Below are 25,002 nucleotides of genomic sequence, written 5' to 3'. Positions count from 1 at the left end.
AGCCGCCGGGCGGCGAGATCCGGCAACTGGCGCATCAGTGCCCCGAATCCGCCCAGGACGTGCCCAGGTCCGCTCTCATCTCACGCCGTATCAGCCGCAGTCGGCCCCACTGGGCGTCGATGCCCGCCTTCGCCGCGTCCGCCGAGTCCCCGGCGCGCGGCACTCCGTCGTCGAGCCGGCGCACCATGCCGTACACCGCGCCGAGATCGCGGCTGAGGTCAGCGGCGAGGGGGAGCATCCGCTCCGGCACCCGCACCTGGGCCTCGGCGTAGACGTCCCGGTACCGGTCCCGTGCCTGGGTCAGCCGCCGCCGTAAGGGCCACGGCTCCTCGTCGCGGCCCAGCGCGTGGACCTGGTCGGTGAGCGCGGCCAGATACTGGCGGGCGGCGGTGTTGAGCGCGACGTAGCACGCGTGCAGTTCCTGGGTGTGTCCGCGCCGCTCCCGTACCTGCTCGGCGTGTTCCCGCTCGCGCCGGCGGCTGCGGTCGGCCGCGCGCTGGGTCAGCAACGCGGACAGCAGCGTCCCGACGACTCCGACGACCGCGACCACGGGTGCGGTCGCTCCACCGACGTCCACGCCGTCCCCTCCCGCCGTCGCCTTGTGCCGACCCGTCGCTCGGACCCGACCCGTCGCGATGTGCCGACCCGTCGCGATGTGCCGACCCGTCGCCCCGTCCCGACGCAAGCGAAGCAGGAAGCACCGGGCGCGGTGAACTCCCGGCCCGTTCGTCGCCCCGGATTCGCCCCGGCGCCGCCCACGGGGCAGCGGGAGAGCCGGGGAACCGGGCGCCGGACGGTCGAATCCCGGTCGCTGTACGGGAATCGGGCGACGCGGAGGGACGGATGGTCCGGTACGGGGCCATCATGAGGCACCGGGGGACGACGGGCCGGCGGGCAGTGGGGGGATCCCGCCGGCCCGTGTGCCGGAACGGACGCAGGACGGATGAACCGCGGAGACGTCGCGGGGAACCATCAGCGGCGCCCCTCGAAAACCCGTTGGAGGCGACGCACCCCCTGCGCCTAAGGTCGCGACATGAGTACGCGTACCTTCCGGATCACCGTCCGCGGCGCCTTCGACGGCCTCACCGACGCACAGCGGGCAGCGCTGCTGGCCGACGCAGCCGAACACGACGTGCTGCGCGCCGCGTTCACGCCCGAGGGCAGCCTCACCTACGACATCGCCGCCCGGCCGGCCTTCGTCTTCCGTTACTCGGACACGGGAGAGGAAGAGGAGGACATCCTGGAGGCGGCCGAGCGGGCCGAGGAGGCGGCGAAGGCCTGGCTGACCGAGCGCGGCTACGGCTTCAAGAACCTCCGTTCCACCGCCGAGGACCTCTCCCAGGCGCCGATGGGCAAGCGGCAGCGACGCGCGGCCCGTTCCAACGGCGCATAAACTTGACTACTCAAGGACATGGCAATGATTCGATGCCGGTTCGTACGGCCGGAACGCCCGGGAAGGGGCGGTGAGCGGCGGCGATGAGTGACACCTTGGACGCGGCGCTGCGGCTGGTACGGGCCCAGGCGGCGCTCGTACGGCGCTTCGACGCCCGGCTGAGCGGGCTGCACGGCGTCAGCCTCGCCGACTTCACCGTGCTCCTGCGGCTCTCGCAGGCACCCGGCGGACGGATGCGCCGGATCGACCTCGCCGAGGCCCTGGGCCTGACGGCCTCCGGGGTCACCCGTGGGCTGGCTCCCCTGGAGCGGATCGGGCTGGTGACCCGCGAGGCGGACGCCCGGGACGCGCGCGTGGCCTACGCGTCCCTGACCACGACGGGCCGACGGCGACTGCGGGAGATGCTCGCCACGGCCGAGGAGACAGCCGCCGACCTCTTCACCGCCCCGGCATGGGACGCCGAGGACGTCACACAACTGTCATGCCTGCTGGCCCGCCTCGGAGGCACCGGCCTGACCGGCCGCTGAACCCACTCCTCAACGTGCCCGGCCGGTCGGCGGTTTCAGTCAGCACTTGTCTGAAATCGCCGTGGCGCAGGTCACGTTGAGTTGTGGCCGGTTTGTGAGGGAGCCATGTACGCACACATGGCATGCTCATGGCTCGTCACGAGTTACCGACTGGTTCTACCTACGAGTAGACCGCGTGTCCGGTACCTCTCTGCCACCCCCCACTTCACACAGGACCCTCCATGCGCAGACGCATGCGGCACAGACGTGCCCTGTTGCCCGCCTTCGCCGTGACCGCCCTCTTCCTCGCCTCGGCCTGCTCCTCGTCCGCCCCGCACGCCGAACCGCCGGCGACCGCCGGGCACGGTCCCCGGGCCGCCGGGGCCACCGGCGAACCCGACGCCGGCACGGACCACCCGCTCGCCGTCGCCGCCGCTCCCGCCACCGGTGCCACCGCCACCGCCACCGCCACGGCGGGACCGGCCGGTTCCGGACGACGGGCGCACAAGACGACGCTCGCCATCAGCTCGTACGACAGCCACACCCGGCGGGCCGTGCTCACCGCCAAGCCGGTTCACAGGGGGAGTTCAGCGACTCCCTCCCCCATCCCTTCCCCCTCGGGGCGCCCCTCCGCCGCCCCGCACAAGGCCGCCGTCGGCGACGTGATCGCCAGTGCGCCCGCGCCCGGAGCACCGCAGGGGCTGCTCGCCAAGGTCACCAAGGTGATCGGCGAGACGGACGGCGGCACCGAGGTGCAGACGGCACCGGCCACGCTCAACGCGCTGCTCGGCGACGAGACGGCGAAGGGCGAGGTGCCGGTCGACCCGTCGTCCTTCACCGTCGACAAGCTGCTCCCCGATGTGAAGGTGTCCTGGGCCAAGGCCGGTGACGTGCACGTCGGCCCCAAGGGTGCGACGGTGCCGCTCGGCAGCCTCCGCCTCGACGTGAGCGCGGGCCTGCCGACGGCCCAGGACGCCCCGGCCTCGGCCGGCGCCGCGGTGAAGGGATTCGTCCAGGTCGCCCCGCAGGTCGACTTCACCTACGGCGGCGCCGGCACGGACACCCCGCCCGGCTCCGCCTACCTCGGCGTGTCCGGCGACTGGACCTCCGGCTGGGCGGTCAAGGGGCGGGCCGCCGCCACCACGGGGGCTCCGCTGCGGATCCCGTTCGCCAAGCTGCACGCCGATCCGGTCCTCCAGGTCGGCCCCGTCCCCGTCGTCGTCAATCTGGACCTGACCTGCTACTTCCAGATCAGCGGCGACGGGCATGTCACCGTCGACGTCGAGCAGAACCTCAAAGGCGACTTCAAGGCGGGCGGCACCTTCGGGCCGGCCAGCGGCTGGACGCCGGTCAGCTCGTCGGACATGACGAGCACGCCCGTCCGCGCCTCCCTCACCGCCGCCGGGAACGTGAAGACGGCGCTGGGCGCCGAGGCCTCGGTCGGTCTCTACGGCGCCGTCGGTGTCACCGCCGACCTGGCCCCGTATCTGCGCGGCGAGGCCTCCGGCACGGTCACCTCCTCCGCCGGGGGCGGGACGAAGGCCAAGGGCTCCTGGGACGTGTACGGCGGGGTCGACCTGTCCGGGACCCTGCGCTTCCAGCTGTCCGTCTTCGGTACCCCGGTCATCCAGCGGAGCATCCCGCTGGGCGCCCTGAACCGCGAGTGGAAGCTGGCGGGCGGCACCTTCTAGCCGCCCGGACGAGGCCCCGCGGACCCCGGGCACCCGGACGACAGGGATTCGGGCCCCGGGCACCCGGACAACGGGCACTCGGGCTACGCGGTCGGATCCGAGGCACCGCCCTGCGCCGCCGGTATCCATCCCTGGTGGCGCAGCACCGACGACACGTCCGGTGCCCGGTAGTGCTCCCCCTTGAGGACCTTGCCGTCGGCCCGGCGGGCGACCTGCCCGTCCGGGCCGAGCTTGCTCATGTTGGCCCGGTGGATCTCGGCGATCACCTGATCGAGGTCGATGCCGTGCACCAGAGCCGTGCCGTACGCCACATAGACCACGTCGGCCAGCTCGTGCGCGAGCCTGTCCAGCGGGCCCTCGACCGCCACCTCGGCGACCTCCGCCGCCTCCTCGGCGAGCAGTTCCCCCCGGTGCGCGGCCAGTTCGGGGTCCACCTCCGTCGGCGTACTGCGGGCGTCGAGACCGAAGGTGCGGTGGAACTCACGGACGAGGTCGGCGGGAGAAGTGCTCATGCGACGACTGTAACGGCCGCCACTGACAGAGCCCCCGGGCCGCCTGCGGCCCCCGGAATGACCTCGGCCCTGGTCAGCGGCGCTCCCGGCCTGGCAGGATCGCCGCATGTCCAAGGTGTTCCCCTCCCACAGCAGGCGCCGGGCGCTGCCGGCCGCGGCCGCCGGTGCCGTGGTGCTCGGGCTGCTGCTGTGGTGGCTGCTGCCGCTGGGCGAGAAGCCCCCGAGCGGGACGATCGTCTTCAGCACCGGCACGCCCCGCGGGGTCTACCAGGAGTACGGCGAGCGGCTGCGCGCCGAGTTCGCCAAGGACATGCCCGACCTGACGGTGAAGCTGCTCAACAGCGCCGGTTCGCAGGAGAACGTGCAGCGGGTGGCGACCGGCAAGGCCGACTTCACCATCGCGGCGGCGGACGCGGTGGAGGCGTACCAGCTGCGGCACGGCCGCGGTGCCGGACGGCTGCGCGGCGTGGCCCGGCTCTACGACGACTACGTGCAGCTCGTCGTGCGCAGCGACTCGGACATCAGAACCATCGCGGACCTGCGGCACAAGCGGGTCGCGACCGGGCTGCCCGACTCCGGGGTACGGCTGATCGCCGAGCGGGTGCTGAAGGCCGCCGGCATCGATCCGCGCAAGGACATCATCCCGGCCGCGGACGGCATCGACACCGGCCCCGACCGGCTGACGCGGCACCGGATCGACGCCTTCTTCTGGTCGGGCGGGCTGCCCACCAAGGGACTGGTCACACTGGCGAAGAAGCCCGCCTTCAAGTTCGTGCCCATCGAGGGCGACCTCGTCACCAAGCTGCACAACGAGGGCCAGGCGGCGCGCTACTACCGTGCCACCAACATCCCCGAGTCCGCCTATCCGACCGTGCAGCAGGGCAGCGAGGTCCCGACGATCGCCGTGTCCAACCTCCTGATGACCCGCACGGACGTCGACCCCCGGCTGACCGAGTGGGTGACCCGCACGGTCATCAAGAGCCGCGACGGCATCGGTGCCCACGTCCACTCCGCCCAGCTGGTCGATCTGCGCACCGCCATCTACACCGACCCCCTGCCGTTGCAGGAGGGCGCCCGGCGCTACTACCGCTCGATGAAGCCGTAGCCCGAGAAAGGCCGCCCCTGGACCCGGCGGACAGCGGAGGCGGGGCTCCCCGCGTCAGGATTCCCTGTGCCGGGGCACGGCCACCGTCACCCGCAGCCCGCGCGGCTCATGGTGGGCGTACTCGATCGAGCCGCCGCCCGCCGCCAGCAGGGCTCGGCTGATGGACAGGCCCAGACCCGAGCCCTTGATGTTCTGATGGCGGCCGCTGCGCCAGAACCGGTCGCCCACGCGCGCGAGTTCCTCGTCGGTGAGACCGGGCCCGGTGTCGGTGACGACGACCGTGGAGGTGTCGCCGTCGGCGGCCACGGTGACCTCCACCGTGCCGCCTTCCGGACTGAACTTCACGGCGTTGTCGATCACCGCGTCCAGGGCGCTGGACAGGGTGATCGGGTCCGCCCAGGCGGTCGTGGGCGGGCAGTCCCCGGCCAGCCGGACCCCCTTGGCGTCGGCGGCCGGAGACCAGGCGGCGACCCGCTCCGCGGCGAGCGCGCCGATGTCGGTCAGTGTCAGGTCCGCGTCGGCGTGCTCGGCCAGCGCCAGGTCGAGCAGGTCGTCCAGGACCTGCGCCAGGCGCTTGCCCTCGGTGCGGACCGAGGCGATCTCCTCGTTGCCCTCGGGGAGTTCGAGGGCGAGCAGTTCGATGCGCAGCAGCAGCGCCGCGAGCGGGTTGCGCAACTGGTGCGAGGCGTCCGCGACGAAGGCGCGCTGCTGCTCCAGCACGTCCTCGACGTTGTCCGCCATCTCGTTGAACGAACGGGCCAGCCGTCTGAGTTCCGGCGGTCCGCCGGCGACCGCGACCCGGGACTTCAGCCGCCCGGTGGCGATGTCGTGGGTGGTGGCGTCCAGCACCCGTACCGGCCTGAGCACCCAGCCGGTCAGCCGCAGCGCCGCGCCGACGGCCAGCAGCATCGCCGCGCTCTCGCCCGCCGCTATCAGCAGCCAGCCGCGCAGCGTTTGCGAACGCATCTGTCCGGTGGGCGAGTCGGTGACCACGACCGCCACCACGTCCCCGTCCCGGATCACCGGCGAGGCGACGACCAGCCGGCTGCGCTGCCAGGGCCACACCTGCTTGGGGTCGTGGCTGCGCCGGCTGAGCAGTGCCTCGTCGAAGGCCTCCCGCACCTCCCCCTTCCGCGGTACGAACCAGTCGCCGGGCGCATTGGCCATCGCGGAGCCGTTGCGGTAGAAGACGCCGGCCCGGATGCCGTAGACGCCGTAGTAGCTGTCCAGTTCGCTGCGCAGGGCCTCCAGGCGCTCGTCGGTGCCGGTGCGGCGCGATCCGCCGGGCCGCTCGGTGACGAACTGGGCGAGCGCCGCGAAGCGTGCCGTGTCGTCGATGCGGTCGACGACGACCTTCTGCTGCTGGGCGGCGGCCACGCTGAGGGCGAGGGGGAAACCGAGGGCGAGGAGGACGGCCGCCATCAGGACGATGAGCAGCGGCAGCAGGCGTGCGCGCACCCGTCCCCGCTAGAGGGCCGGGGCGACGAGCCGGTAGCCGACGCCGCGTACGGTCTCGATCAGCGCGGGCTGGCGCAGTTTGGCGCGCAGGGAGGCGACATGCACCTCCAGGGTGCGGCCGGTGCCCTCCCAACTGGTGCGCCAGACCTCGCTGATGATCTGTTCCCGGCGGAAGACCACACCCGGGCGCTGCGCGAGCAGGGCGAGCAGGTCGAACTCCTTGCGGGTCAGCTGGACCACCGAACCGTCCACGGTGACCTGCCGGGTGGGCAGTTCGATCCGTACGGGACCGAGGTGCAGGGCGCTCTCGGCGCCGGCCGCCGGATCCTCGTGGACGGTGCGCCGGCTGACGGCGTGGATCCGGGCGAGCAGCTCGCCGGTGTCGTACGGCTTCACCACGTAGTCGTCGGCGCCCAGGTTGAGCCCGTGGATGCGGGAGCGGACGTCGGAGCGCGCGGTGACCATGATCACCGGGGTGCTGGTGCGCTTGCGGATCTTGCCGCAGACCTCGTAGCCGTCCTGGTCGGGCAGGCCCAGGTCGAGCAGGACCACGCCGAAGCCGGCGCCCTCGGGGACGAGGGCCTGGAGGGCCTCCTCGCCGCTGCGTGCGTGGGTGACGTCGAAGCCGTGTCGCGCGAGTACGGCGGACAGGGCCGCGGCGACGTGGTTGTCGTCCTCGACGAGCAGCAGTCTCATCCCGGCCCCCTCCGGTTCAGCGGTCGTACGGTCTGGGTTCTGGCGCGGCGTGTAGCTCACGCGCGCGTGCACCATGGCAGTGACGCCGATGGACAAGGACGGCGTCAAGAGCGTTCCGGTTGCCCGTCGGTTCCGTTATCCGGCCGATACGCACACGAGGGGCAAGTGCTACGACACGTGTCCGTTTGCTATCGGATCGTGATGCTCAGATCTCCCTCAGATGTGATGACGCAGGTCACAGCCCCTCATTACTGTCCTCGGAAACCCGAGGAGGACGGAGTCCGAGAGCGATGACCAAAGTACCGGTGGCCAAGGAAGACGTGGCCACGTCCGACGAACTGGTCGTCCTGAAGAGCGTCAACAAGCACTTCGGCGCGTTGCATGTGCTCCAGGACATCGACCTGACGATCGCCCGCGGCGAGGTCGTCGTGGTCATCGGGCCCTCCGGGTCCGGAAAGTCGACTCTGTGCCGCACCATCAACCGCCTGGAGACGATCGACTCGGGCACCATCGCGATCGACGGCAGGCCCCTGCCCCAGGAGGGCAAGGAGCTGGCCCGGCTGCGGGCCGACGTCGGGATGGTCTTCCAGTCCTTCAACCTCTTCGCGCACAAGACCGTGCTCGAGAACGTGATGCTGGGGCAGCTCAAGGTCCGCAAGGCGGACAAGAAGCAGGCCGAGGAGAAGGCCCGGGCGCTGCTCGACCGGGTCGGCGTGGGCACCCAGGCCGACAAGTACCCCGCCCAGCTGTCCGGCGGCCAGCAGCAGCGCGTGGCGATCGCGCGGGCGCTGGCGATGGGCCCGAAGGTCATGCTCTTCGACGAGCCGACCTCCGCCCTCGACCCCGAGATGATCAACGAGGTCCTCGAGGTCATGCAGCAGCTCGCCCGCGAGGGCATGACGATGGTCGTCGTCACCCACGAGATGGGCTTCGCACGATCGGCTGCAAACCGGGTGGTCTTCATGGCCGACGGCCGGATCGTCGAACAGGCTGCGCCCGACCAGTTCTTCAGCAACCCGCGCAGCGACCGGGCCAAGGACTTCCTGTCCAAGATCCTGCACCACTGACGGCGCGCCACCCGGGCGCCCTGGGCCGCCCTTTCCCACGGACCTCGTTCCTCACCATTCGAAGGATGTTCAGCATGAAGCTCCGCAAGGTCACCGCCGCCTCGGCCGCCGTACTCGCCCTGACCGTGGGCGCCACCGCGTGCGGCGGCGGCAAGAAGGACGACAACGGCTCCTCGGGCGGTGACGGCAAGAAGATCGCCATCGGCATCAAGTACGACCAGCCGGGCCTCGGCCAGAAGACCCCGCAGGGCTACTCGGGCTTCGACGTCGACGTGGCCACCTATGTCGCCAAGAAGCTCGGTTACAGCGCCGACCAGATCGAGTGGAAGGAGTCGAAGAGCGCCGACCGCGAGACCATGCTGCAGCGCGGTGACGTCGACTTCATCGCCGCCACGTACTCGATCACCCCGGAGCGTCAGCAGAAGGTGGACTTCGCCGGTCCCTACCTGCTGGCCCACCAGGACGTGCTGCTGCGGGCGGACGACAAGAAGATCAAGGCTCCCGGTGACCTGAACGGCAAGAACCTGTGTTCGGTGGCCGGCTCGACCTCGGCCCAGAACCTGAAGGCCAGGCTGGCTCCGAAGGCCAACCTGCAGACGTACCCGACCTACTCGGCCTGCCTCTCGGGCCTGCAGAGCGGCGCCATCGAAGCCCTCACCACGGACGACTCGATCCTCGCCGGTTACGCCGCGCAGGCCCAGTTCAAGGGCAAGTTCAAGCTCGGCGCCTTCAAGATGACCAACGAGAACTACGGCATCGGCGTCAAGAAGGGCAGCGACCTCAAGGCCAAGATCAACAAGGCCCTTGAGGAGATGGTCTCCGACGGTTCCTGGGAGGCCGCCGTGAAGAAGAACTTCGGCCCGGCCGACTACAAGAACGAGCCCGCCCCGAAGATCGGCGAGATCAAGAGCTGAGGCAACCCCCGCCCGGTGCGCCGCTCCTGACGGCGGCGCACCGGGGCATCCTTACACGCGGAAGCGCGGGAGATCGTGTTCGACTTTCTTGACAAGTACGACGTGCTGGGAGCCTTCTGGACGACGGTGCAGCTGACGCTGCTGTCGGCCGTGGGTTCCCTGGTCTGGGGCACTCTGCTGGCCGCCATGCGGGTGGGCCCCGTACCGCTGATGCGCGGTTTCGCCACCGCCTACGTGAACATCGTGCGGAACATCCCGCTCACGGTGATCATCCTGTTCTCCTCACTCGGCCTCAACCAGACCCTGAGCATCCACCTCGGTGCGCACGACTTCCCCACGATCAACTTCCGGCTGGCCGTGCTCGGCCTGATCGTCTACACCGCGACCTTCGTGTGCGAGGCGATCCGGGCCGGTATCAACACGGTGCCGGTCGGGCAGGCGGAGGCCGCCCGCGCCATCGGCCTGAGCTTCAGTCAGGTGCTGTTCCTGGTCGTGCTCCCGCAGGCCTTCCGCGCGGCCGTCGGCCCGCTGACCAACGTGTTGATCGCGTTGACGAAGAACACGACGGTGGCCGCGGCGATCGGTGTGGCGGAGGCGGCCTTCCTGATGAAGCAGATGATCGAGAACGAGGCAGAGCTGCTGGCGATCTCCGCGGTCATCGCCCTGGGGTTCGTCTGCCTCACCCTGCCGACCGGTCTGATCCTCGGCTGGGTCGGCAAGAAGGTGGCGGTGAAGCGATGAGTTCGGTCCTGTACGACGCCCAGGGCCCCCGTGCCAAGCGGCGCAACGTTCTCTACACGGCCCTCTTCGTGGTCGCCTTCGCGGCCGTGGTGTGGTGGGTCTACCAGGCCCTCGACGACAAGGGGCAGCTGGCCTGGTCGTTGTGGAAGCCCTTCTTCAGCGGCACGGAGGCGTACTCGACGTACATCTGGCCCGGCCTGGAGAACACCCTGAAGGCGGCGGCGCTGGCGATGGTCATCGCGCTTCCACTGGGTGCCGTCCTCGGGATATCCCGGCTCTCGGACCACGTGTGGGTGCGCGTGCCGGCCGCCATCGTGGTCGAGTTCTTCCGGGCGATCCCGGTCCTGGTCCTGATGATCTTCGGGCTCGCGATCTTCGCCCAGTACACCGACGTCAGTTCGGACGACCGTCCGTTCTACGCGGTCGTGACCGGTCTGGTGCTGTACAACGCGTCGGTGCTCGCGGAGATCGTCCGCGCGGGCATCCTCGCCCTGCCGAAGGGCCAGTCCGAGGCGGCCATGGCGATCGGCCTGCGCAAGGGTCAGGTGATGCGGCTCATCCTGCTGCCGCAGTCGGTCACCGCGATGCTCCCGGCGATCGTCAGCCAGCTGGTGGTCATCGTGAAGGACACCGCCCTCGGCGGCGCGGTACTCACCTTCCCCGAGCTGCTGGCCTCGGCCAACACGATGGCCGGCTACTACGGCAACATCATCGCCTCCCTCACCGTCGTGGCCGCGATCTACATCGTCATCAACTTCTCGCTGACCTCCTTCGCGAGCTGGCTGGAGAGCCGGCTGCGGCGGCGCAAGAAGTCGACGGGCGTGGTGCTCGGGTTCCAGGACGTGGCGGACATCGCGGGTACGGCGGCGACCGGAGACGGCGTCGGCGCCGGGGCCGGCCCTGCCGGGCTCGTCTGACAAATCGTCACGTCACCCGTACGGCGCGCAGAGGCAGTGGCGTGATCGCCACTGCCTCTGGTCACTTGACGCAAACTCTGCCAATGGGTTGCATACGTTCTGTGACCGTGCACCCCGCTTCACCTTCCTGTTCCTCTCCGTCCGTCAGGGCACCACTGCGGGCAGGAGGCGCCGCGCCGTGGATCCGGTGATCATCGTCGGAGCCGGGCCGGTCGGGCTCACGCTCGCCCTGGCGCTGGCCCGCCAGGAGGTGCCGTCCGTCGTCCTGGACGAGGGTCCCGGCAAGGACGAGCCCCGCCCGGCGCGCACCGTCGTGCTGCGCGAGGACACGGCCGCGCTGCTGGAGCGGCTGACCGAAGTGGCGCTCGGTGAGCACGGCGTGCGCTGGGCCGGATGGCGGTCTCTGCGGCGCAAGCAGGTGATGAACGAGGTCGTCTTCGGCGAGGGTGACGTCGCCGCCCCGCTGCACATCGCCCAGCACGTCGTCACGAGCGCCCTGCGCGCCGCCGTGGCCGACGAGCCGCTGGTCAAGGTCGCCGTGGACAGCCGCCTGGACTCGATCGAGCAGGAGCGTTCCGGCGTCACCGCGCACACCCGTGGGCCGAAGGGCGTCTGGTGGCGTGGCAGTTATCTGGTCGGCTGCGACGGACCCCGCTCCACCGTGCGCAAACTCCAGGACATCCGCTTCCCGGGCCGTACCGCGGTGGAGCGACACGCGGTCGCCGCGCTGCGTGTGGAACTTCCGTGGGAGGGCCGGACGTTGCTCCACCGGATGCCGCCGTGGCGGCAGTCCGGGCCCTCGGCCGTGGAGGTGACCGCCCGCCCCCTCCCGGACGGCGTGTGGCGCCTGGACTGGCTGCTGCCACCGGGCAAGGAGCTGGTCACGCCCGAGACCCTGGTGGCCCGGATCCGCGAGACCCTCGCGGGCTGGACGAACGGCTCCACACCGGCCTACGAGCTGCTCGACACCGGTGTCCACATGGTGCACCACCGGCTGGCCCGCCGCTGGCGCGTCGGCCGGGTCCTGCTCGCCGGGGACGCGGCCCATCTGCTCGGCGCACTCGGCACCCAGGGGCTGGACGAGGGCCTCCGGGACGCCGACAACCTCGCCTGGAAGCTGGCCGTGGTCTGGCACCGCGGCCCGCACGAGGCACTGCTGGACAGCTATCAGGCCGAGCGGCGCGCGCTGATCACCGCCCGGCTGCGCGCCGCGGACCTGGCGCTGCCGGTGCTGCGCGGCGCCGGCGGACTGCGCCAGATGGTCCCGGGCACGGCCCGCGGCCACGATGTGCTGCTCACGGACGGTCACCTGGGGCGCGGTCCCCTTGGTGCGCCGGGGGCGTACGCCGACTCCCCGCTGGCGCCCCGGCACCTGCAGGGCGAGATCCCCGTCGACACCCCGCCCGGCGCACAGGTCACCGATGTACGGGTCACCGCGGAGGACGGTTCCTTCGTCCAGCTGCGCGACCGGCTGGGCCGCGGCGCGCTGCTCGTCGTGCTGATCGCGCCGGGCACGGGCGTGTGGGCCCGCAAGCACTGGGTGTCCGCCGGGGTCATGCCCCGGCTCGCGGCCGCGGTGACCGCGCTGCCGCACCCGGCCGAGCTCCTGGTCGCGGAGGAGTACCCGGGTGCGCCGGCGCACAGCGTGCTGCTCGTGCGCCCTGACGGCCACCTGGTCACCGCGTTGAGCGGGGTCCGTCCGGCCGACCTGTACGCGGCGGCGGAGGCGACCCTGGGCGGCGCGGTGAAGGAGGAGCCGCCGGCGGAGGCCTCGGCGGAGGCGGAGGCCGGCTCCGGCGTGCGCTGACCGCGCGCCCTGTCACCCTCCGTCCACATGGTGACGGTGAGTTGACCGGAGTACACCGGCATGCTGTACTCCGGACCATGACCGACACCTGTGTACGCCTGTGGCGGAGGGTCCATATGGACCTCGTCCGCTATGCGGGCTGCGTGTGTCGTCCGTCCTGCTGAATTCGCCTTCCTTTTTCGGGCGCCGTCGCGCGCCCGTTCCGCGAACCCCCTTCAGGACGGTGTGTCCGTGTCTGTCCCCTCTCCTTCCGTGTCCCCTGCCGTCGGCTCGGCACCCACGCAGGCGGACCTCTTCGACTTCGTACGACGTACGGCCGCCGACGCCGAGCTGATCGCCTCCCTGCCGCTCGACCCCGAGGGCCGCACCTGGGTGCGGCTGCAGGGACCGGGGGGCAGTGAGGCCTGGCTGATCGGCTGGCCGCCGGGCACCGGGACCGGCTGGCACGACCACGCCGACTCGGTCGGCGCGTTCCTCACCGCCTCCGGCGAACTCAGGGAGAACTCGCTCGCCGCCCGGCTGCCCACCGACGGCTGGAAGACCCTGGAACTCTCCGAGGGCGTGGACCGCGAACGCCGGCTGCCGGCCGGCGAGGGCCGCGCCTTCGGCCATCACCATGTCCACGAGGTCCTCAACGAGTCCCGCGACCGCCACGCGATCTCCGTCCACGCCTACCACCCGCCGCTGCCGCGGATCCGCCGTTACAGTCGCACCGGCCAGGTGCTGCGCCTGGAGCAGGTCGAGCGACCGGAGGACTGGCAGTGAGCGGCACCGCCGGCCGAGCGCCGGCCGGCATCGACGCGTTGCTGGAGCGGGTCCGCGCGGACTACCGGCGCATCGAGGCACATGAGGCGCACGAGGCGGCGCGGAGCGGTGCGGCGCTGCTGGTCGACATCCGCTATGCAGCCCTGCGGGAGCGGGACGGGCTGATTCCCGGCGCCCTCGTCATCGAGCGCAACGAGCTGGAGTGGCGCCTCGATCCGCAGGGCAGCCACCGCGTTCCCGAGGCCACCGGTCACGACCTGCGCATCGTGGTGATCTGCAACGAGGGCTACGCCTCCAGTCTCGCCGCCGCCTCCCTCCACCAACTGGGCCTGCACCGGGCGACGGACCTGGTGGGCGGCTTCCAGGCGTGGCGCGCGGCGGGGCTCCCGGTGGAGCCGGCGAGCCCCTGATCCCCGGCGCCCGCGGGGACCTGGAGCACAGCCGGCACCGGAAGCAGTCGGAACCCCCGTGTCCCGGCACGGGGGTTCCTCGCGGTCCGGCCCGGCTCCTACTCCTTCGCCGTGGCCACCGTCACCGCCGGCACCCGCAGCACCGCCCGCCCCGGAACCGCACTGGCCACCAGCGCGAGCAGGCCGGCGATCCCGACGACGGTGACATAGAGCAGGGGCGTGACCGACGGCGCCGCGCGGCCCGTCATCCCGGCGCTGAACGCGGTGAGCACGGCGAGGGCGATCCCGCTGCCGAGCGAGGTGGCGAGGAACAGGACGGCCAGCACCTCGGTGCGCAGCATGCGGAGCACCTGACGGCGGGTCGCGCCGGCGAGGCGGAGCAGGGCGAACTCCCGGACACGCTCTGCCACGGACATGGCGAGCGTGTTGACGACGGCGATGGCGGTGAAGGCCAGCACGAGCCCCATGGCGAGATAGTTGACCTCGGCGTTCGTCCGCTGCCGGTCCGCCTGCAGGGCGTCGGCATCGGCCGGCGAAAGAATCCGCAGCCCCGGGAACTCACGGAGTGTAGTCGCGAGTTGTGTCTGTGTACGGGTCGTGCCGACGAGGACGGAGGAGGCGAGCGGGTTGTCGACGTGGCGGGCGACGAGGTCGTGGGAGAAGGTGAAGTCGCCGAAGCCGAGACCGCGGGCGTAGACGGCGGCGACGGTGAGCGTGGCGGGCATGCCGTCACCGAGGGTGAGTTTCAGGGGGCTGCCGGGCTTCAGATGGTGCTGGTCCGCGGCCAGTTGACTGACGGCGACCGTGCCGGGGCCGAGCCGGTCGAGGGAGCCGGCGGTGACCTGCGGATCCCAGGTGCGGGTCAGGCCCGCCGGGGTGACGCCCTGCGCGGGGTACTTGTCGAGGCCCACGCGGATGGTCGTCCGGACGACTTCGGTGACGGTGTCGTGCCCCGTGCGCAGCCGTCGGGCGGCCTCGGCGGGGACGCCTGGCCCCTGCGCGGCGACGACCCAGTCGGCTCGGACACCGGCGCGGGCCTGGCTGCGGGCGGCGTCGCCGAGCGTGGACTGGACGAACAGCACGGTGCAGGTCATGCCGATGAGCAGGGTGAGGGGGGTGACGACGGAGGCCATACGGGCGGCGTTGCCGCGCAGGTTGGCGGTGGCGAGGCGGCCGCCGTGGCCGGTGAGCCGGAGCGGGCCGGCGAGCAGCAGCGCGGCCGTCTTGACGAGCAGGGGACCGAGCAGAGCGACGGAGGTGGACAGGACGACGACGGCGAGGAAGGTCACGGGCGTCGATGCGGGCTCGGTGCGCAGCGAGGTGAGGACGACGACGAGGACGGCTCCACCGGCGAGCAGCAGCAGTCCGGCGGCTATCCGCCCCCAGGCGGGACGGGTCCGCTCGGCCCTGGCCTCGGCCAGAGCCTCGGTCGGGCGGATCCGGGCGATCCTGCGGGAGGCGATCCGGGCCGCTGCCCAGGCACCGAGCAGGGTGGCGGCGAGGGCGGCGAGCGGCGGGAAGACACTGACGCTGTGCTCAAGCGTGTCGGGTACGGCGCCCAGGGCGACGAACCTGGAGTGCAGCCAGCTGCCCAGCGGCAGCCCGAGCAGCGCGCCCGTGGTGCCCGCCGCCGTGCCGACGATCAGCGCCTCCCGGCCGAGGAGCTTGCGGATCTGCCCGGGCGTGGCGGCGATGGCGCGGAGCAGGGCGAGTTCGCGGTGGCGCTGCTGCACGGTGAGCGCGAAGGTGCCGACGACCACGAGCACCGCCACCAGCAGTGAGGTTCCGCCCATGGCGCCACCCATGCTGACCAGCCGGGTGCGAGCGGCAGCGGCGTCCAGGAACTCGACGGGTCCACGGGCTGCCCCGGTGCTGACCTGGGCAGTGGTGCCGTGCAGAGCCCGCGCCACGGCGTCGCGCACCTGCTCGGCGTCCGTGCCCTTGGCCGGCAGTACGCCGAACGCGCTGACCTGCCCCCGGTGCGCGGCCAGCCGGCGGGCCTCGGCGGCGGAGAAGAACAGGGACGTCTGGTGGCGTACGGCGGTGGCCGGGGTGGCGACACCGGTGACGCGGTAGCTGCGCGGGGCCTGCGTGGACTGCACGGTGAGCCGGTCACCGGGCCGCAGTCCGGCCCGTGCCGCGAGGTCGCTGTCGATGACCAGGTCACCGTCGGAGGTGGGCGCGCTGCCGGCGGTCAGCCGGTACGGCGTCAGCACGGCGGATTCCCAGGCGTGCCCGTAGGCGGTACGGCCGCCGGTCCCGGCCGGGGTCAACGGCTGGGCGAGGAAGGTGAGTTCGGGCACCACCCGGGCCACACCGGGGACATGGGAGAGTCTGGTGCGCAGTTCCTGTGGGAGCCAGGCGCGCTCGGCGATGGGTTTCGCCTTGTGCTTGACCTTGGTCTTGCCCTTTTTGTGCTTGACGGTGGTCTGGTGGACGTACTGGTCGCCGGAGACCACGACGGGGGCGGCGGCGTAGCGCTCGGTGCGGATGGTGCCACGCAGGCCGGTGTCGAGGAGGGTGCCACAGGCGGTGATCAGAGCGGCCGCGCACATCAGCGCGAGGAAGGCGCCGAGAAAACCCGCCTTTCGTGCACGGACGGTCCGGAGGGCGTATCGCAGCATCATCGAGCGGGCTCTCTTCTGTTGTGCGCGTCGGCTGGGTCGTACGCGGCCGGCCTCGGCGGGGTGCGTGCCGTGGTCCGGAGCGTGCGTACAGAATCGTTCGCGCGGGGCCGGGAGAGCACTGCGGTGGTCCGGCGTCTTCGGCGGGGGTTAACCCCACCGAGGATCTTCAGCAGCCCGGCGGGACCCGCGATCCGGAACCGCCCGCGCCGCCCCGGAGACTCAGAAGTCCCCTTCTGCGAGGAACTCCGTGTCCTCGCCCTCTTCCTCCAGGGCCTGGCGGACGACCCGCAGGGCCATGCCCTCGGGGTAGCCCTTGCGGGCGAGCATGCCGGCGAGGCGGCGGAGCCGCTTGTCGCGGTCGAGGCCTCGGGTGGCGCGCAGTTTGCGGGCCACGAGCTCCCGGGCCGTCGCCTCCTCCTGCTCGGAGTCGAGCTGGGAGACGGCCTCGTCGATCAGCGTCGAGTCGACCCCCTTGGTGCGCAGCTCCCGGGCGAGCGCCCGGCGCGCGAGTCCCCGGCCATGGTGCCGGGACTCCACCCAGGCCTCCGCGAACGCGCTGTCGTCGATCAGACCGACCTCCTCGAACCGCGACAGCACCTCCTCGGCCGCGTCCTCGGGGATCTCCCGCTTGCGCAGGGCGTCCGCGAGTTGTTTGCGGGTGCGCGGGGTCCCGGTGAGCAGGCGCAGACAGATCGCCCGTGCCCGCTCAACCGGGTCCCCTGAAGACTCCCCCCGCTCGGCCCTCGACGAGGAAGGGGCGCCTTCGTCCTCACCGGGCGCGTCCCCGAAGCCGCGCCGCCGCCGGCCGCGCCCCCGGCCACCCCGCGGGCCGACGCCACTGCCGGAGTCGTGGCCGGACGAGCCACCCCCGTACGGGTCGCCGCCCATGCCGCCCGGGTGGGCGTCGCCATCGTCCCCGCGGCTCCCCCGTTCGCGGTACTCGGCGTGCTCGCCCTGACCGTCCTCCCCGTGTCCGTGGTCACCGCCCCGAGCGGAGTGCGGGTAGCCCCCGCTGCCCCTTCCCCGCGGGGGGCCGGGGGTGGCGGCGTACTCGTACTCGGCCCAGTCGGTTCGTCGTGTCACGGGTCAGCTCTTGGCTGCGGCGGCCTTGGGCTTGGTGGCCTTGGCGGCTGCCGGGGCGGGCGTCGTCTTGGCGTCGTCGGCTGCAGCGCTGGTGACCGCCGCGTCCGCGCCCGGCTCGGCGGCGGGCTCCTCGGGCCGGACCCCGACGCCCAGCTTCTCCTTGATCTTCTTCTCGATCTCGTTGGCCAGGTCGGGGTTGTCCTTGAGGAAGTTGCGCGCGTTCTCCTTGCCCTGGCCGAGCTGGTCGCCCTCGTACGTGTACCAGGCGCCGGCCTTGCGGACGAAGCCGTGCTCCACGCCCATGTCGATCAGGCCGCCCTCGCGGCTGATGCCCTGGCCGTAGAGGATGTCGAACTCGGCCTGCTTGAAGGGCGGGGCGACCTTGTTCTTGACGACCTTGCAGCGGGTGCGGTTACCGACTGCCTCCGTGCCGTCCTTGAGGGTCTCGATGCGGCGGATGTCGATGCGCACCGAGGCGTAGAACTTCAGCGCCCGGCCACCCGTCGTGGTCTCCGGGGAGCCGAACATCACGCCGATCTTCTCGCGGAGCTGGTTGATGAAGATCGCGGTGGTCTTGGACTGGTTGAGCGCGCTGGTGATCTTCCGCAGGGCCTGGCTCATCAGACGGGCCTGCAGACCGACGTGGCTGTCGCCCATCTCGCCCTCGATCTCCGCGCGCGGGACGAGCGCGGCGACGGAGTCGATGACGATGAGGTCGAGCGCCCCGGAGCGGACGAGCATGTCCACGATCTCCAGGGCCTGCTCGCCGTTGTCCGGCTGGGAGAGGATCAGGTTGTCGATGTCGACGCCGAGCTTGCGCGCGTACTCGGGGTCGAGGGCGTGTTCGGCGTCCACGAAGGCGACCTGGCCGCCGGCCTTCTGCGCGTTCGCCACAGCGTGCAGGGTCAGGGTCGTCTTACCGGAGGACTCCGGTCCGTAGATCTCCACGACACGGCCGCGCGGCAGGCCGCCGACGCCGAGGGCGACGTCGAGTGCGGTCGACCCGGTCGGGATGACCTCGATGGGCTCCTTCGACCGCTCGCCCATGCGCATGACCGCGCCCTTGCCGAATTGCCGTTCAATCTGTGCGAGCGCGGCGTCGAGCGCCTTCTCGCGGTCGGTTCCTGCCATGGGTTCCACCCGGTTTGCTTGAGTCGATCGCTTCACGTCAAAGACGCTAACGCCTGCCACTGACAATGCGCCCCGACGCAGGCCCAGCCTGTGGATAACCGAGGGACTTCCTCCAGCAAAACGGGACGAAATCGACCACCCGAAGCCTCGCCTGAGCCTCCATGAGAATGGATGTTCGATTTTCGTGTCAAGCGCCACCACACCTGCCGGGACGCCTGAGCCGCTGCGCTCAGGCGCCCCGCGCCGTCCGGTCCGGCTTTCCAGGTCAGGACGGGTGGGACGCGGGAGGGGCGTCGCGTCGCCGGTCTTCCCGTAGCCGTAGTCCCGTGCGGACCCGGTCTGAAGCACCGACTGGGTGATGTGGGCATCCCAAGGTCCGGGCGCCGCCGAAAACGCCCCCGTGACCGGCGCCACTCAGACTTCGCCGACACCGCTCGCACTTCACCGACGCAGGACACCGGCCTCGGGCACCGCTACTCCCGGTGGTGTACGGCGGGTGCCTTCGGCCGGACGACGACCGCGCGGGCCGCTCCCGGGAGCCTTTGGCCCATGAAGAATCCCCGCGCCGTCGACCGGCTCTGTCACGCGACGGGGCTGCTCCTCGTCCTGTCCGGTCTCGTGCATCTGGTGGTGTTCGCGGTCGACGGCGGCCCGTGGGACGGCCCCGTCTCCTGGCGCAAGCCCGTCACCTTCGGGCTCTCCTTCGGGCTGACGCTGATCGCGATCACCTGGGTCACGTCGTACCTGCGTGTCGGCCCGCGGCTGCGCTCGGCCCTTTTGCTCGCCCTCTCCGCCGACTGCGTGGTGGAGGTCGGCGGGATCACCCTCCAGGCGTGGCGCCGGGTGCCCTCGCACCTGGACATGGAGACCCGCTTCGACACCGCGGTGTCCATGACGCTCGCGGTGGGCGGCGGCGTGCTCGTCGCCCTGCTCACGGTCTTCGCCGTCGCGTCCTTCCGGCGCCGGCCGGCAGGCCCCGCCGGCATGCCGCTCGCGGTCCGCTCCGGGTTCGTGCTCCTGCTGGTGGCGCTGGCTTCCGGGGCGGCGATGATCGCGCGCGGGGTCGTCCTGACCAGGACCGGCCACCAGGAGGCCGCCTACCACTCGACCGCCCCGCTCAAGCCCCTGCACGGCGTGAGCCTGCACGCCGTGCTCGTCCTGCCCGCGCTGGCCTGGCTGCTGTCCCGCTCGCCCCGGAGCGAGCGGACCCGCCGGCGGATCGTGGCCACGGCGGCCGGCTGTTACGCGGCCGCGGTCGCCGGAGCGGGAGTGTGGGCGGTGCTGACGTACTGAAGACAGGACCGACCGTACGGAAGACGGGAGCGGCGCGCCCGCCCTACGACTCCTCCGTCTCGGGCTGAGCGGCCCGCAGCCGGCGTATCCGCGCCATCATCCCGGGGCCGCCCGACCCCCGGCTGCGGTGTCCGTACACCCTGGGGTCGTCCGTGACGGCGTACCGCTTCACGTACGCCCCGAGGAACGCCTGGAGGGTGGCCACCGCCGGGATGGCGATCAGCGCACCGACGGCGCCCAGCAGCGCGGTGCCCGCGATGACGGAGCCGAAGGCGACCGCCGGGTGGATGTCGACCGTCTTGGCCGTCAGTTTGGGCTGGAGCATGTAGTTCTCGAACTGCTGGTAGACCACGACGAAGACCAGCACCCACACCGCGTACCAGGGCGCGACGGTGAACGCGATCAGCATCGGCAGCGCCCCCGCGAGGTAGGTGCCGATGGTGGGGATGAACTGCGAGACCAGGCCCACCCAGACACCGAGCACGGGCGCGTACGGCACGCCCAGGGCCTGGAGCAGGATGTAGTGGGCGATGCCGGAGATGAGCGCCATCAGGCCGCGTGAATAGAGGTAGCCACCCGTCTTGTCGACGGCGATCTCCCAGGCGCGCAGTACCTCGGCCTGGCGGGCGGGCGGCAGCACGGAGCACAGCGCGCGGCGCAGCCGGGGACCGTCGGCGGCGAAGTAGAACGAGAACAGCCCCACCGTCAGCAACTGGAACAGCCCGCCGAGCACCTGCGCGGAGACGTCGAGGACCCCGGCGGCGCTGTTCTGCGCGTACTTGCGCAGCCAGTCGGAGTGCAGCAGGCCTTCCTGGACGTCCACACGCCGCAGCTCCGTGTGGAAGGTCTCATTGATCCAGTTGATGAGCGAGTCAAGGTAGGCCGGGAAGCCCTCGACCATCTTGATGATCTGGCCGGCCAGCATGGAGCCGAGCAATGTGACGAACCCGGCGGCGACGATCGTCAACCCGAGGAAGACCAGGGAGGTCGCGAGCCCCCGGCGTATGCCGCGGGAGGCCATCCGGCTCACCGCGGGCTCTATCGCGAGGGCCAGGAAGAACGCGATCAACATGTTGATCAACAGCCCGGTCAGCTGGTGGAAGGCCCAGCTGCCGAGCTGGAACGCGGCGATCAGCGCGAGCGCGAGCACCATCGCGCGCGGCAGCCAGCGCGGCATGCGGCCGGCCGCAGCGACGGCGCCGGGGGCCGGGGGCCGGTCCGGCGGTGTCGTACCGGTCGGTGCCGCCTGCCGGGGCAGCGGCTCGTTGGTCTCGTCAGTGGGTGCCACGCGCCAAGTCTCGCCCACGCCACCGACAACCTGCGCCCACCTGCGGTCTTCGTGACCGATCGGTGCCGTAGGGCCCCGAGCTTCACGGACGATCCAGGGCGTTTCGGGCAGCGCTCCGGTCGGGGCGTCAGCGCCGCTCGCCCGGTACCTGCATGACCGTGCAGACCACGCGCCACACGTCCTTCGCGTCCCAGCCGGCGGCCAGCGCCTCCTTCACCGTGCGCCCGCCGAGCTCCGACATGACGTGATCGCGCGCGAAGGTGTCGGCGTACCCCGGACCGAAGTGTTCCGCCATCCGCTGCCAGAAGACCGTCAACCGCATGACTCCAGTATCCCGCCCCTGGGGGTGGGCCCCGGCCGGGAGCGCTTGCCGAGACCGCTTTCCGCCCTACGGTCTGACGCATGGCCGAAACCGGAGCTTCCCCACTCCCCTCCACGCCCCCGGCGCGCTCCCCGCTCTTCCGCGCCGAGCAGTTCGTGTGGCTCACCGCGCGCGTGCTGGAGCAGCGCCTGTTCGCGCACCACTTCCTGCACGGCACCCCGGACGCGGTGGAAGCGGCGCTGGACGCCTACCGCAACGAGGACGGCGGATACGGGCACGCGCTGGAGCCGGATCTGCGCGGCCCGGTGAGCCAGCCTCTGCACACCGCGCACGCGCTGCGCGTCCTGGACGCCATCGGGCGCTGCGGCGGGCAGCGGGTCGAGCGCGTGTGCCGCTACCTGACCTCGGTCTCCAGCGCCGACGGTGCCCTGCCGGCGATCCGCCCCAGCCAGCGCGGGTATCCCACGGCACCGTTCGTCCCGGTCGTCGACGATCCTCCCAGCGAGTTGCTCGCCACCGGACCGGTGGTCGGGCTGCTGCACCGCAACGAGGTGTGGCACGCCTGGCTGTTCCGGGCCACCGACTTCTGCTGGCAGGCGGTGGAGTCCCTGGAGAAGTCCCACCCGTACGAGGTGGAGGCCGCCGTGGTGTTCCTGGACGCCGCTCCCGACCGCTCGCGCGCGCAGGCCGCCGCGGACCGGCTCGGCCGCATGGTGCGCGAACAACGGCTCGCGGTGCTCGACCCGGACCGGCCGGGCGCGTATCCGGTCCCGTCCGGCTACGCCCCCGGCGAGCACCACTTCCCGCACGACTTCGCCAGGAGTCCGGAGTCACTCGCGCGCGCGTGGTTCACGGACGACGAGATGGCCCGGTCCCTGGACCACCTGGCCGCGGAGCAGCAGGACGACGGCGGCTGGCCGGTCCGATGGCGCCAGTGGGCCCCTGCCCCCGCACTGGAGGCACGCGCCATGGTCACCATCGAGGCGCTGCGCACCCTGCGGGCATACGGCCGTTTCGTGGGCTGAGCCGATGCCCCGCGGCGGCCGGCCGCGTCCCGCGGGGCCGCGGAACCGGGTCACCTCACGCGCGTGGCCGACCGCAAGAGCGGAGCCCCTGTGCGGTGCCGGTCCCACCCGTCACCCTCCCATGGCCCGTACGCCCGCCGTCACCACCACGGCAGCCGCCACGACCAGCAGGAACGGCGCGCGCAGCAGCAGCGCCACGGCGGCCGCGCCGAGTCCGGCGACCCGTGCGTCCAGCACGAGCGCGTGCCCGTCGGCGAAGGTCTGCTGGGCCGTGAGCGCCGCGAGCAGGGCGACGGGCAGCAGGGCGGCGAGCCGCCGGACGAACGGCCGCTCCATGGCGCCCGCGGGCACCAGCAGCCCGGCGAGCTTGACGGCGTAGCAGCCGACGGCGGTCAGGCCGATCGCGATCCAGGTGTTCACCGGTCCTCCTTCGGCTTTGTCGGTCCATCCGCCCCGCGGGTCCCCTCCGCGGCCCCTGCGGCGCGTCGGCCTCGCCCCACCCGGGGGCCCTCGGTGACCAGCGCGATCGGCGCCGCCAGGGCCGCCACCAGGACCGGGGCACCGGCCGGCAGGACGGGCAGCAGGCCGAGGCCCAGCAGGACCGCGAGACCCGCCACCGCACGCTCGGTGGCCGTCCTCAGCATGGGCGCGAGCAGAGCGAGGAACACGGCGGGCCCGGCCGCGTCCAGTCCCCACGCGCGCGTGTCGCCGATGGCCTTGGCACCGAGCGCACCGAGCAGCGTGGTGAGGTTCCAGAGCACGTACAGCGTGAGCCCGGTGACGGTGAAACCGATCCGCCGGGCGCGCCGGGTCGGCTGGGCCAGGGTGACCGCCGTGGTCTCGTCGATCACCCACTGGGCGGCGAGGGGCCGTACCGCGCGCGGGAGGGCGAGCAGGTGCGACAGCCGCAGCCCGTAGAAGGCGTTGCGGACGCCCAGGAAGAAGGCACCGGCAGCCGCGGTGAACGGGCTGCCTCCGGCGGCGAGCGCTCCGACCAGGGCGAACTGGGAGGCGCCGGTGAAGACCAGGAGGCTGAGCACGCACGTCTGGAGCAGCCCGAGCCCGCTGCCGGCCGAGGTCACCCCGAAGGCGAATCCGGACAGGCCCACGGCGACGCCGACTCCCAGGGCGTCCCGTACGACGGCCCGGTCGGGCTTGTCCGTGTCGTCGGCGGTCGTGTCCGCGCGTGCTGTCTGCTGTGCCACGCCAGGAACGGTACGGGCGCCCCTCAACCCCGGTCTTGTACGTTCTTGCGCCCGCGCACCGGCCCCGGCTCGCCTGCGCTCCTGCGCTCGCGCTGGTAGGCCCCCGGTGGCACGCCGACGATCCGGGTGAAGTGCCGGTTGAGGTGGGGCTGGTCGGTGAAGCCGACGGCGACCGCCGCCTCGGCGGGGGCCGTCCCCGCGTCCAGCAGGAGGCGCGCGCGGCGAACGCGGGCGTCGGTCAGCCACGCGTGCGGCGGCATGCCGTAGCGGTCGCGGAAGGCCCGCAGCAGTGCGAACGGGCTGGTGCCGAGGTCGGTGGCCAGCCGTTCCAGGGTCGGCGGCTCGGCCATCCGCTCGTGCAGCACCTCACGCGCGCGCAGCGCGATGCCGGCCCCGGCCGTGCGGACCGGCCGCTCCGGCAGCGGGCCGCCGTTCAGCCGCAGCAGCCTGGTCACCGCGACCCGCAGCAGCGTGTCGGCGGCCAGCGCGTTGCCCTCGTCCGCCGCCCGGAGCACCTGGTGGACCAGGCGGACGGTGTACGGGTCGTCGAGGACGGGACTGAGGAAACCCGGTGTCCCGCGGATGCCGGTGGTCTCGGCCGCGATCGCGGCGACCACCTCGGGCGAGGGGTAGACCGCGCCGTACCGCCAGCCGTCGGGGACGCCGGCGCGGCCGGTGTGCGGGGTGTCCGGATTGACCAGCGCGAGGGCTCCCGCGCCCGCGGACACGTCGGAACCGCGATGGTGGAAGACCTCGACACCGTCGGCTATGGCCGCGATCACGAAGTGCTCGTGGGTGTGGCGGACGAAGGTCTTGCGGATGTACCGGGCCCGCAGCAGGTCCACGCCCGGCAGGTCGTCGTACCGCCAGTGCCGCGCACGCTCCACCGGCCGGTCCCCACCCGCCTCCGCACCGGTCCGTCCGTCGCTGCGCCGAGCACCACCCGCCATACGCCCATTGTCCGCCCGACGGCCCGCGCACGGCCGCGCCGTCGCCTTGCCCCATGACGTTTGCCCAGCTCAACGCGATTGTCAGTGGCCGGGTGC

26 protein-coding genes are annotated in these 25,002 nt (G+C 72.0%); 14 read left to right on the top strand and 12 right to left on the bottom strand.

What is annotated here, in order from left to right; all coding sequences use genetic code 11:
* Positions 1–34: 34 nt before the first annotated feature.
* Complete coding sequence (locus tag IE244_RS30995) at positions 35–577, bottom strand: hypothetical protein (RefSeq protein ID WP_191876878.1); 543 nt, start codon at positions 575–577, stop codon at positions 35–37.
* Between the two features lie 456 nt (positions 578–1,033).
* On the opposite strand from IE244_RS30995, the gene IE244_RS30990 reads away from it, so the two are divergent.
* The 3 genes from IE244_RS30990 to IE244_RS30980 all read left to right on the top strand — a co-directional run bounded on the left by IE244_RS30990 (position 1,034) and on the right by IE244_RS30980 (position 3,590).
* Positions 1,034–1,393, top strand: coding sequence for a DUF6204 family protein (locus IE244_RS30990; RefSeq protein WP_191876877.1), 360 nt, complete (start codon positions 1,034–1,036; stop codon positions 1,391–1,393).
* Positions 1,394–1,476: 83 nt separating this feature from the next.
* Positions 1,477–1,920 (top strand): MarR family winged helix-turn-helix transcriptional regulator, encoded by a 444-nt coding sequence (locus IE244_RS30985; RefSeq protein WP_191876876.1) that lies wholly within the window; start codon positions 1,477–1,479, stop codon positions 1,918–1,920.
* A 221-nt stretch (positions 1,921–2,141) separates the two neighbouring features.
* Complete coding sequence (locus IE244_RS30980; RefSeq protein WP_191876875.1) at positions 2,142–3,590, top strand: hypothetical protein; 1,449 nt, start codon at positions 2,142–2,144, stop codon at positions 3,588–3,590.
* An 83-nt stretch (positions 3,591–3,673) separates the two neighbouring features.
* Here the strand turns inward: IE244_RS30980 and IE244_RS30975 are convergent, their stop codons facing one another.
* Positions 3,674–4,102, bottom strand: coding sequence for a pyrophosphohydrolase domain-containing protein (locus IE244_RS30975; RefSeq protein WP_191876874.1), 429 nt, complete (start codon positions 4,100–4,102; stop codon positions 3,674–3,676).
* 106 nt (positions 4,103–4,208) lie between these two features.
* On the opposite strand from IE244_RS30975, the gene IE244_RS30970 reads away from it, so the two are divergent.
* A complete protein-coding gene (locus IE244_RS30970; protein ID WP_191876873.1) occupies positions 4,209–5,207 on the top strand; it encodes a TAXI family TRAP transporter solute-binding subunit in 999 nt (332 codons plus the stop codon).
* Between the two features lie 54 nt (positions 5,208–5,261).
* On the opposite strand, the gene IE244_RS30965 is transcribed toward IE244_RS30970, so the two are convergent.
* Together IE244_RS30965 and IE244_RS30960 are read right to left on the bottom strand one after the other, a co-directional pair.
* Entirely contained in the window at positions 5,262–6,665 is a 1,404-nt protein-coding gene (locus tag IE244_RS30965; protein ID WP_191876872.1) for a sensor histidine kinase, read from the bottom strand.
* Between the two features lie 9 nt (positions 6,666–6,674).
* The gene (locus tag IE244_RS30960; RefSeq protein WP_191876871.1) at positions 6,675–7,361 is read right to left on the bottom strand and encodes a response regulator transcription factor; all 687 of its coding nucleotides are present in this window, start codon (positions 7,359–7,361) and stop codon (positions 6,675–6,677) included.
* 290 nt (positions 7,362–7,651) lie between these two features.
* Between IE244_RS30960 and IE244_RS30955 the strand changes: the two genes are divergently transcribed.
* From IE244_RS30955 to IE244_RS30925, 8 genes are all read left to right on the top strand, one after another.
* Positions 7,652–8,428, top strand: coding sequence for an amino acid ABC transporter ATP-binding protein (locus IE244_RS30955; protein WP_191876870.1), 777 nt, complete (start codon positions 7,652–7,654; stop codon positions 8,426–8,428).
* A 74-nt stretch (positions 8,429–8,502) separates the two neighbouring features.
* Positions 8,503–9,342 carry a glutamate ABC transporter substrate-binding protein gene (locus IE244_RS30950; protein ID WP_191876869.1) on the top strand — a complete coding sequence of 280 codons (840 nt, stop codon included), beginning with the start codon at positions 8,503–8,505 and terminating at the stop codon, positions 9,340–9,342.
* A 75-nt stretch (positions 9,343–9,417) separates the two neighbouring features.
* A complete protein-coding gene (locus tag IE244_RS30945; RefSeq protein ID WP_191876868.1) occupies positions 9,418–10,083 on the top strand; it encodes an amino acid ABC transporter permease in 666 nt (221 codons plus the stop codon).
* Positions 10,080–11,000 (top strand): amino acid ABC transporter permease, encoded by a 921-nt coding sequence (locus tag IE244_RS30940; protein WP_191876867.1) that lies wholly within the window; start codon positions 10,080–10,082, stop codon positions 10,998–11,000. The genes IE244_RS30945 and IE244_RS30940 overlap by 4 nt, the downstream gene beginning before the upstream one ends.
* Positions 11,001–11,178: 178 nt before the next feature.
* Positions 11,179–12,807 carry an FAD-dependent monooxygenase gene (locus tag IE244_RS30935; RefSeq protein ID WP_191876866.1) on the top strand — a complete coding sequence of 543 codons (1,629 nt, stop codon included), beginning with the start codon at positions 11,179–11,181 and terminating at the stop codon, positions 12,805–12,807.
* A gap of 77 nt (positions 12,808–12,884) precedes the next feature.
* The gene (locus tag IE244_RS43260) at positions 12,885–12,971 is read left to right on the top strand and encodes a putative leader peptide (RefSeq protein ID WP_313960178.1); all 87 of its coding nucleotides are present in this window, start codon (positions 12,885–12,887) and stop codon (positions 12,969–12,971) included.
* Positions 12,972–13,059: 88 nt separating this feature from the next.
* Positions 13,060–13,572, top strand: coding sequence for a cupin domain-containing protein (locus tag IE244_RS30930; protein WP_229854439.1), 513 nt, complete (start codon positions 13,060–13,062; stop codon positions 13,570–13,572).
* Entirely contained in the window at positions 13,569–13,982 is a 414-nt protein-coding gene (locus IE244_RS30925; RefSeq protein WP_191876864.1) for a rhodanese-like domain-containing protein, read from the top strand. The genes IE244_RS30930 and IE244_RS30925 overlap by 4 nt, the downstream gene beginning before the upstream one ends.
* A 98-nt stretch (positions 13,983–14,080) precedes the next feature.
* Here IE244_RS30925 and IE244_RS30920 read toward each other — a convergent pair whose 3' ends face one another.
* The 3 genes from IE244_RS30920 to recA all read right to left on the bottom strand — a co-directional run bounded on the left by IE244_RS30920 (position 14,081) and on the right by recA (position 18,823).
* On the bottom strand, positions 14,081–16,609 hold the full coding sequence (locus tag IE244_RS30920) for an FtsX-like permease family protein (protein ID WP_191876863.1): 2,529 nt from the start codon (positions 16,607–16,609) through the stop codon (positions 14,081–14,083).
* 219 nt (positions 16,610–16,828) lie between these two features.
* Complete coding sequence (recX, locus tag IE244_RS30915; RefSeq protein ID WP_191876862.1) at positions 16,829–17,692, bottom strand: recombination regulator RecX; 864 nt, start codon at positions 17,690–17,692, stop codon at positions 16,829–16,831.
* A gap of 3 nt (positions 17,693–17,695) precedes the next feature.
* Positions 17,696–18,823: a recombinase RecA gene (recA, locus tag IE244_RS30910; RefSeq protein ID WP_191876861.1), complete on the bottom strand. Its 1,128-nt coding sequence runs from the start codon at positions 18,821–18,823 to the stop codon at positions 17,696–17,698.
* Between the two features lie 549 nt (positions 18,824–19,372).
* On the opposite strand from recA, the gene IE244_RS30905 reads away from it, so the two are divergent.
* Positions 19,373–20,116, top strand: a complete 744-nt coding sequence (locus IE244_RS30905) for a hypothetical protein (protein ID WP_191876860.1) — start codon at positions 19,373–19,375, stop codon at positions 20,114–20,116.
* Positions 20,117–20,159: 43 nt separating this feature from the next.
* Here the strand turns inward: IE244_RS30905 and IE244_RS30900 are convergent, their stop codons facing one another.
* Together IE244_RS30900 and IE244_RS30895 are read right to left on the bottom strand one after the other, a co-directional pair.
* Complete coding sequence (locus IE244_RS30900) at positions 20,160–21,404, bottom strand: AI-2E family transporter (protein ID WP_191876859.1); 1,245 nt, start codon at positions 21,402–21,404, stop codon at positions 20,160–20,162.
* A gap of 127 nt (positions 21,405–21,531) precedes the next feature.
* The gene (locus tag IE244_RS30895; protein ID WP_031165611.1) at positions 21,532–21,726 is read right to left on the bottom strand and encodes a DUF3046 domain-containing protein; all 195 of its coding nucleotides are present in this window, start codon (positions 21,724–21,726) and stop codon (positions 21,532–21,534) included.
* An 80-nt stretch (positions 21,727–21,806) separates the two neighbouring features.
* On the opposite strand from IE244_RS30895, the gene IE244_RS30890 reads away from it, so the two are divergent.
* Positions 21,807–22,751 (top strand): hypothetical protein, encoded by a 945-nt coding sequence (locus tag IE244_RS30890; RefSeq protein ID WP_191876858.1) that lies wholly within the window; start codon positions 21,807–21,809, stop codon positions 22,749–22,751.
* Positions 22,752–22,862: 111 nt separating this feature from the next.
* Here the strand turns inward: IE244_RS30890 and IE244_RS30885 are convergent, their stop codons facing one another.
* The 3 genes from IE244_RS30885 to IE244_RS30875 are packed head-to-tail and all read right to left on the bottom strand — an operon-like array spanning position 22,863 to position 24,906.
* On the bottom strand, positions 22,863–23,171 hold the full coding sequence (locus IE244_RS30885) for an AzlD domain-containing protein (RefSeq protein WP_031165607.1): 309 nt from the start codon (positions 23,169–23,171) through the stop codon (positions 22,863–22,865).
* The gene (locus IE244_RS30880) at positions 23,168–23,956 is read right to left on the bottom strand and encodes an AzlC family ABC transporter permease (RefSeq protein WP_191876857.1); all 789 of its coding nucleotides are present in this window, start codon (positions 23,954–23,956) and stop codon (positions 23,168–23,170) included. Before IE244_RS30880 ends, IE244_RS30885 begins: the two co-directional genes overlap by 4 nt.
* Before the next feature lie 23 nt (positions 23,957–23,979).
* The gene (locus IE244_RS30875) at positions 23,980–24,906 is read right to left on the bottom strand and encodes an AraC family transcriptional regulator (protein WP_191876856.1); all 927 of its coding nucleotides are present in this window, start codon (positions 24,904–24,906) and stop codon (positions 23,980–23,982) included.
* Positions 24,907–25,002: the final 96 nt, after the last annotated feature.

The sequence above is a fragment of the Streptomyces filipinensis genome (assembly GCF_014649495.1).
GTDB lineage: Bacteria > Actinomycetota > Actinomycetes > Streptomycetales > Streptomycetaceae > Streptomyces > Streptomyces filipinensis.
This window is presented reverse-complemented; position numbering and strand designations above follow the sequence as displayed.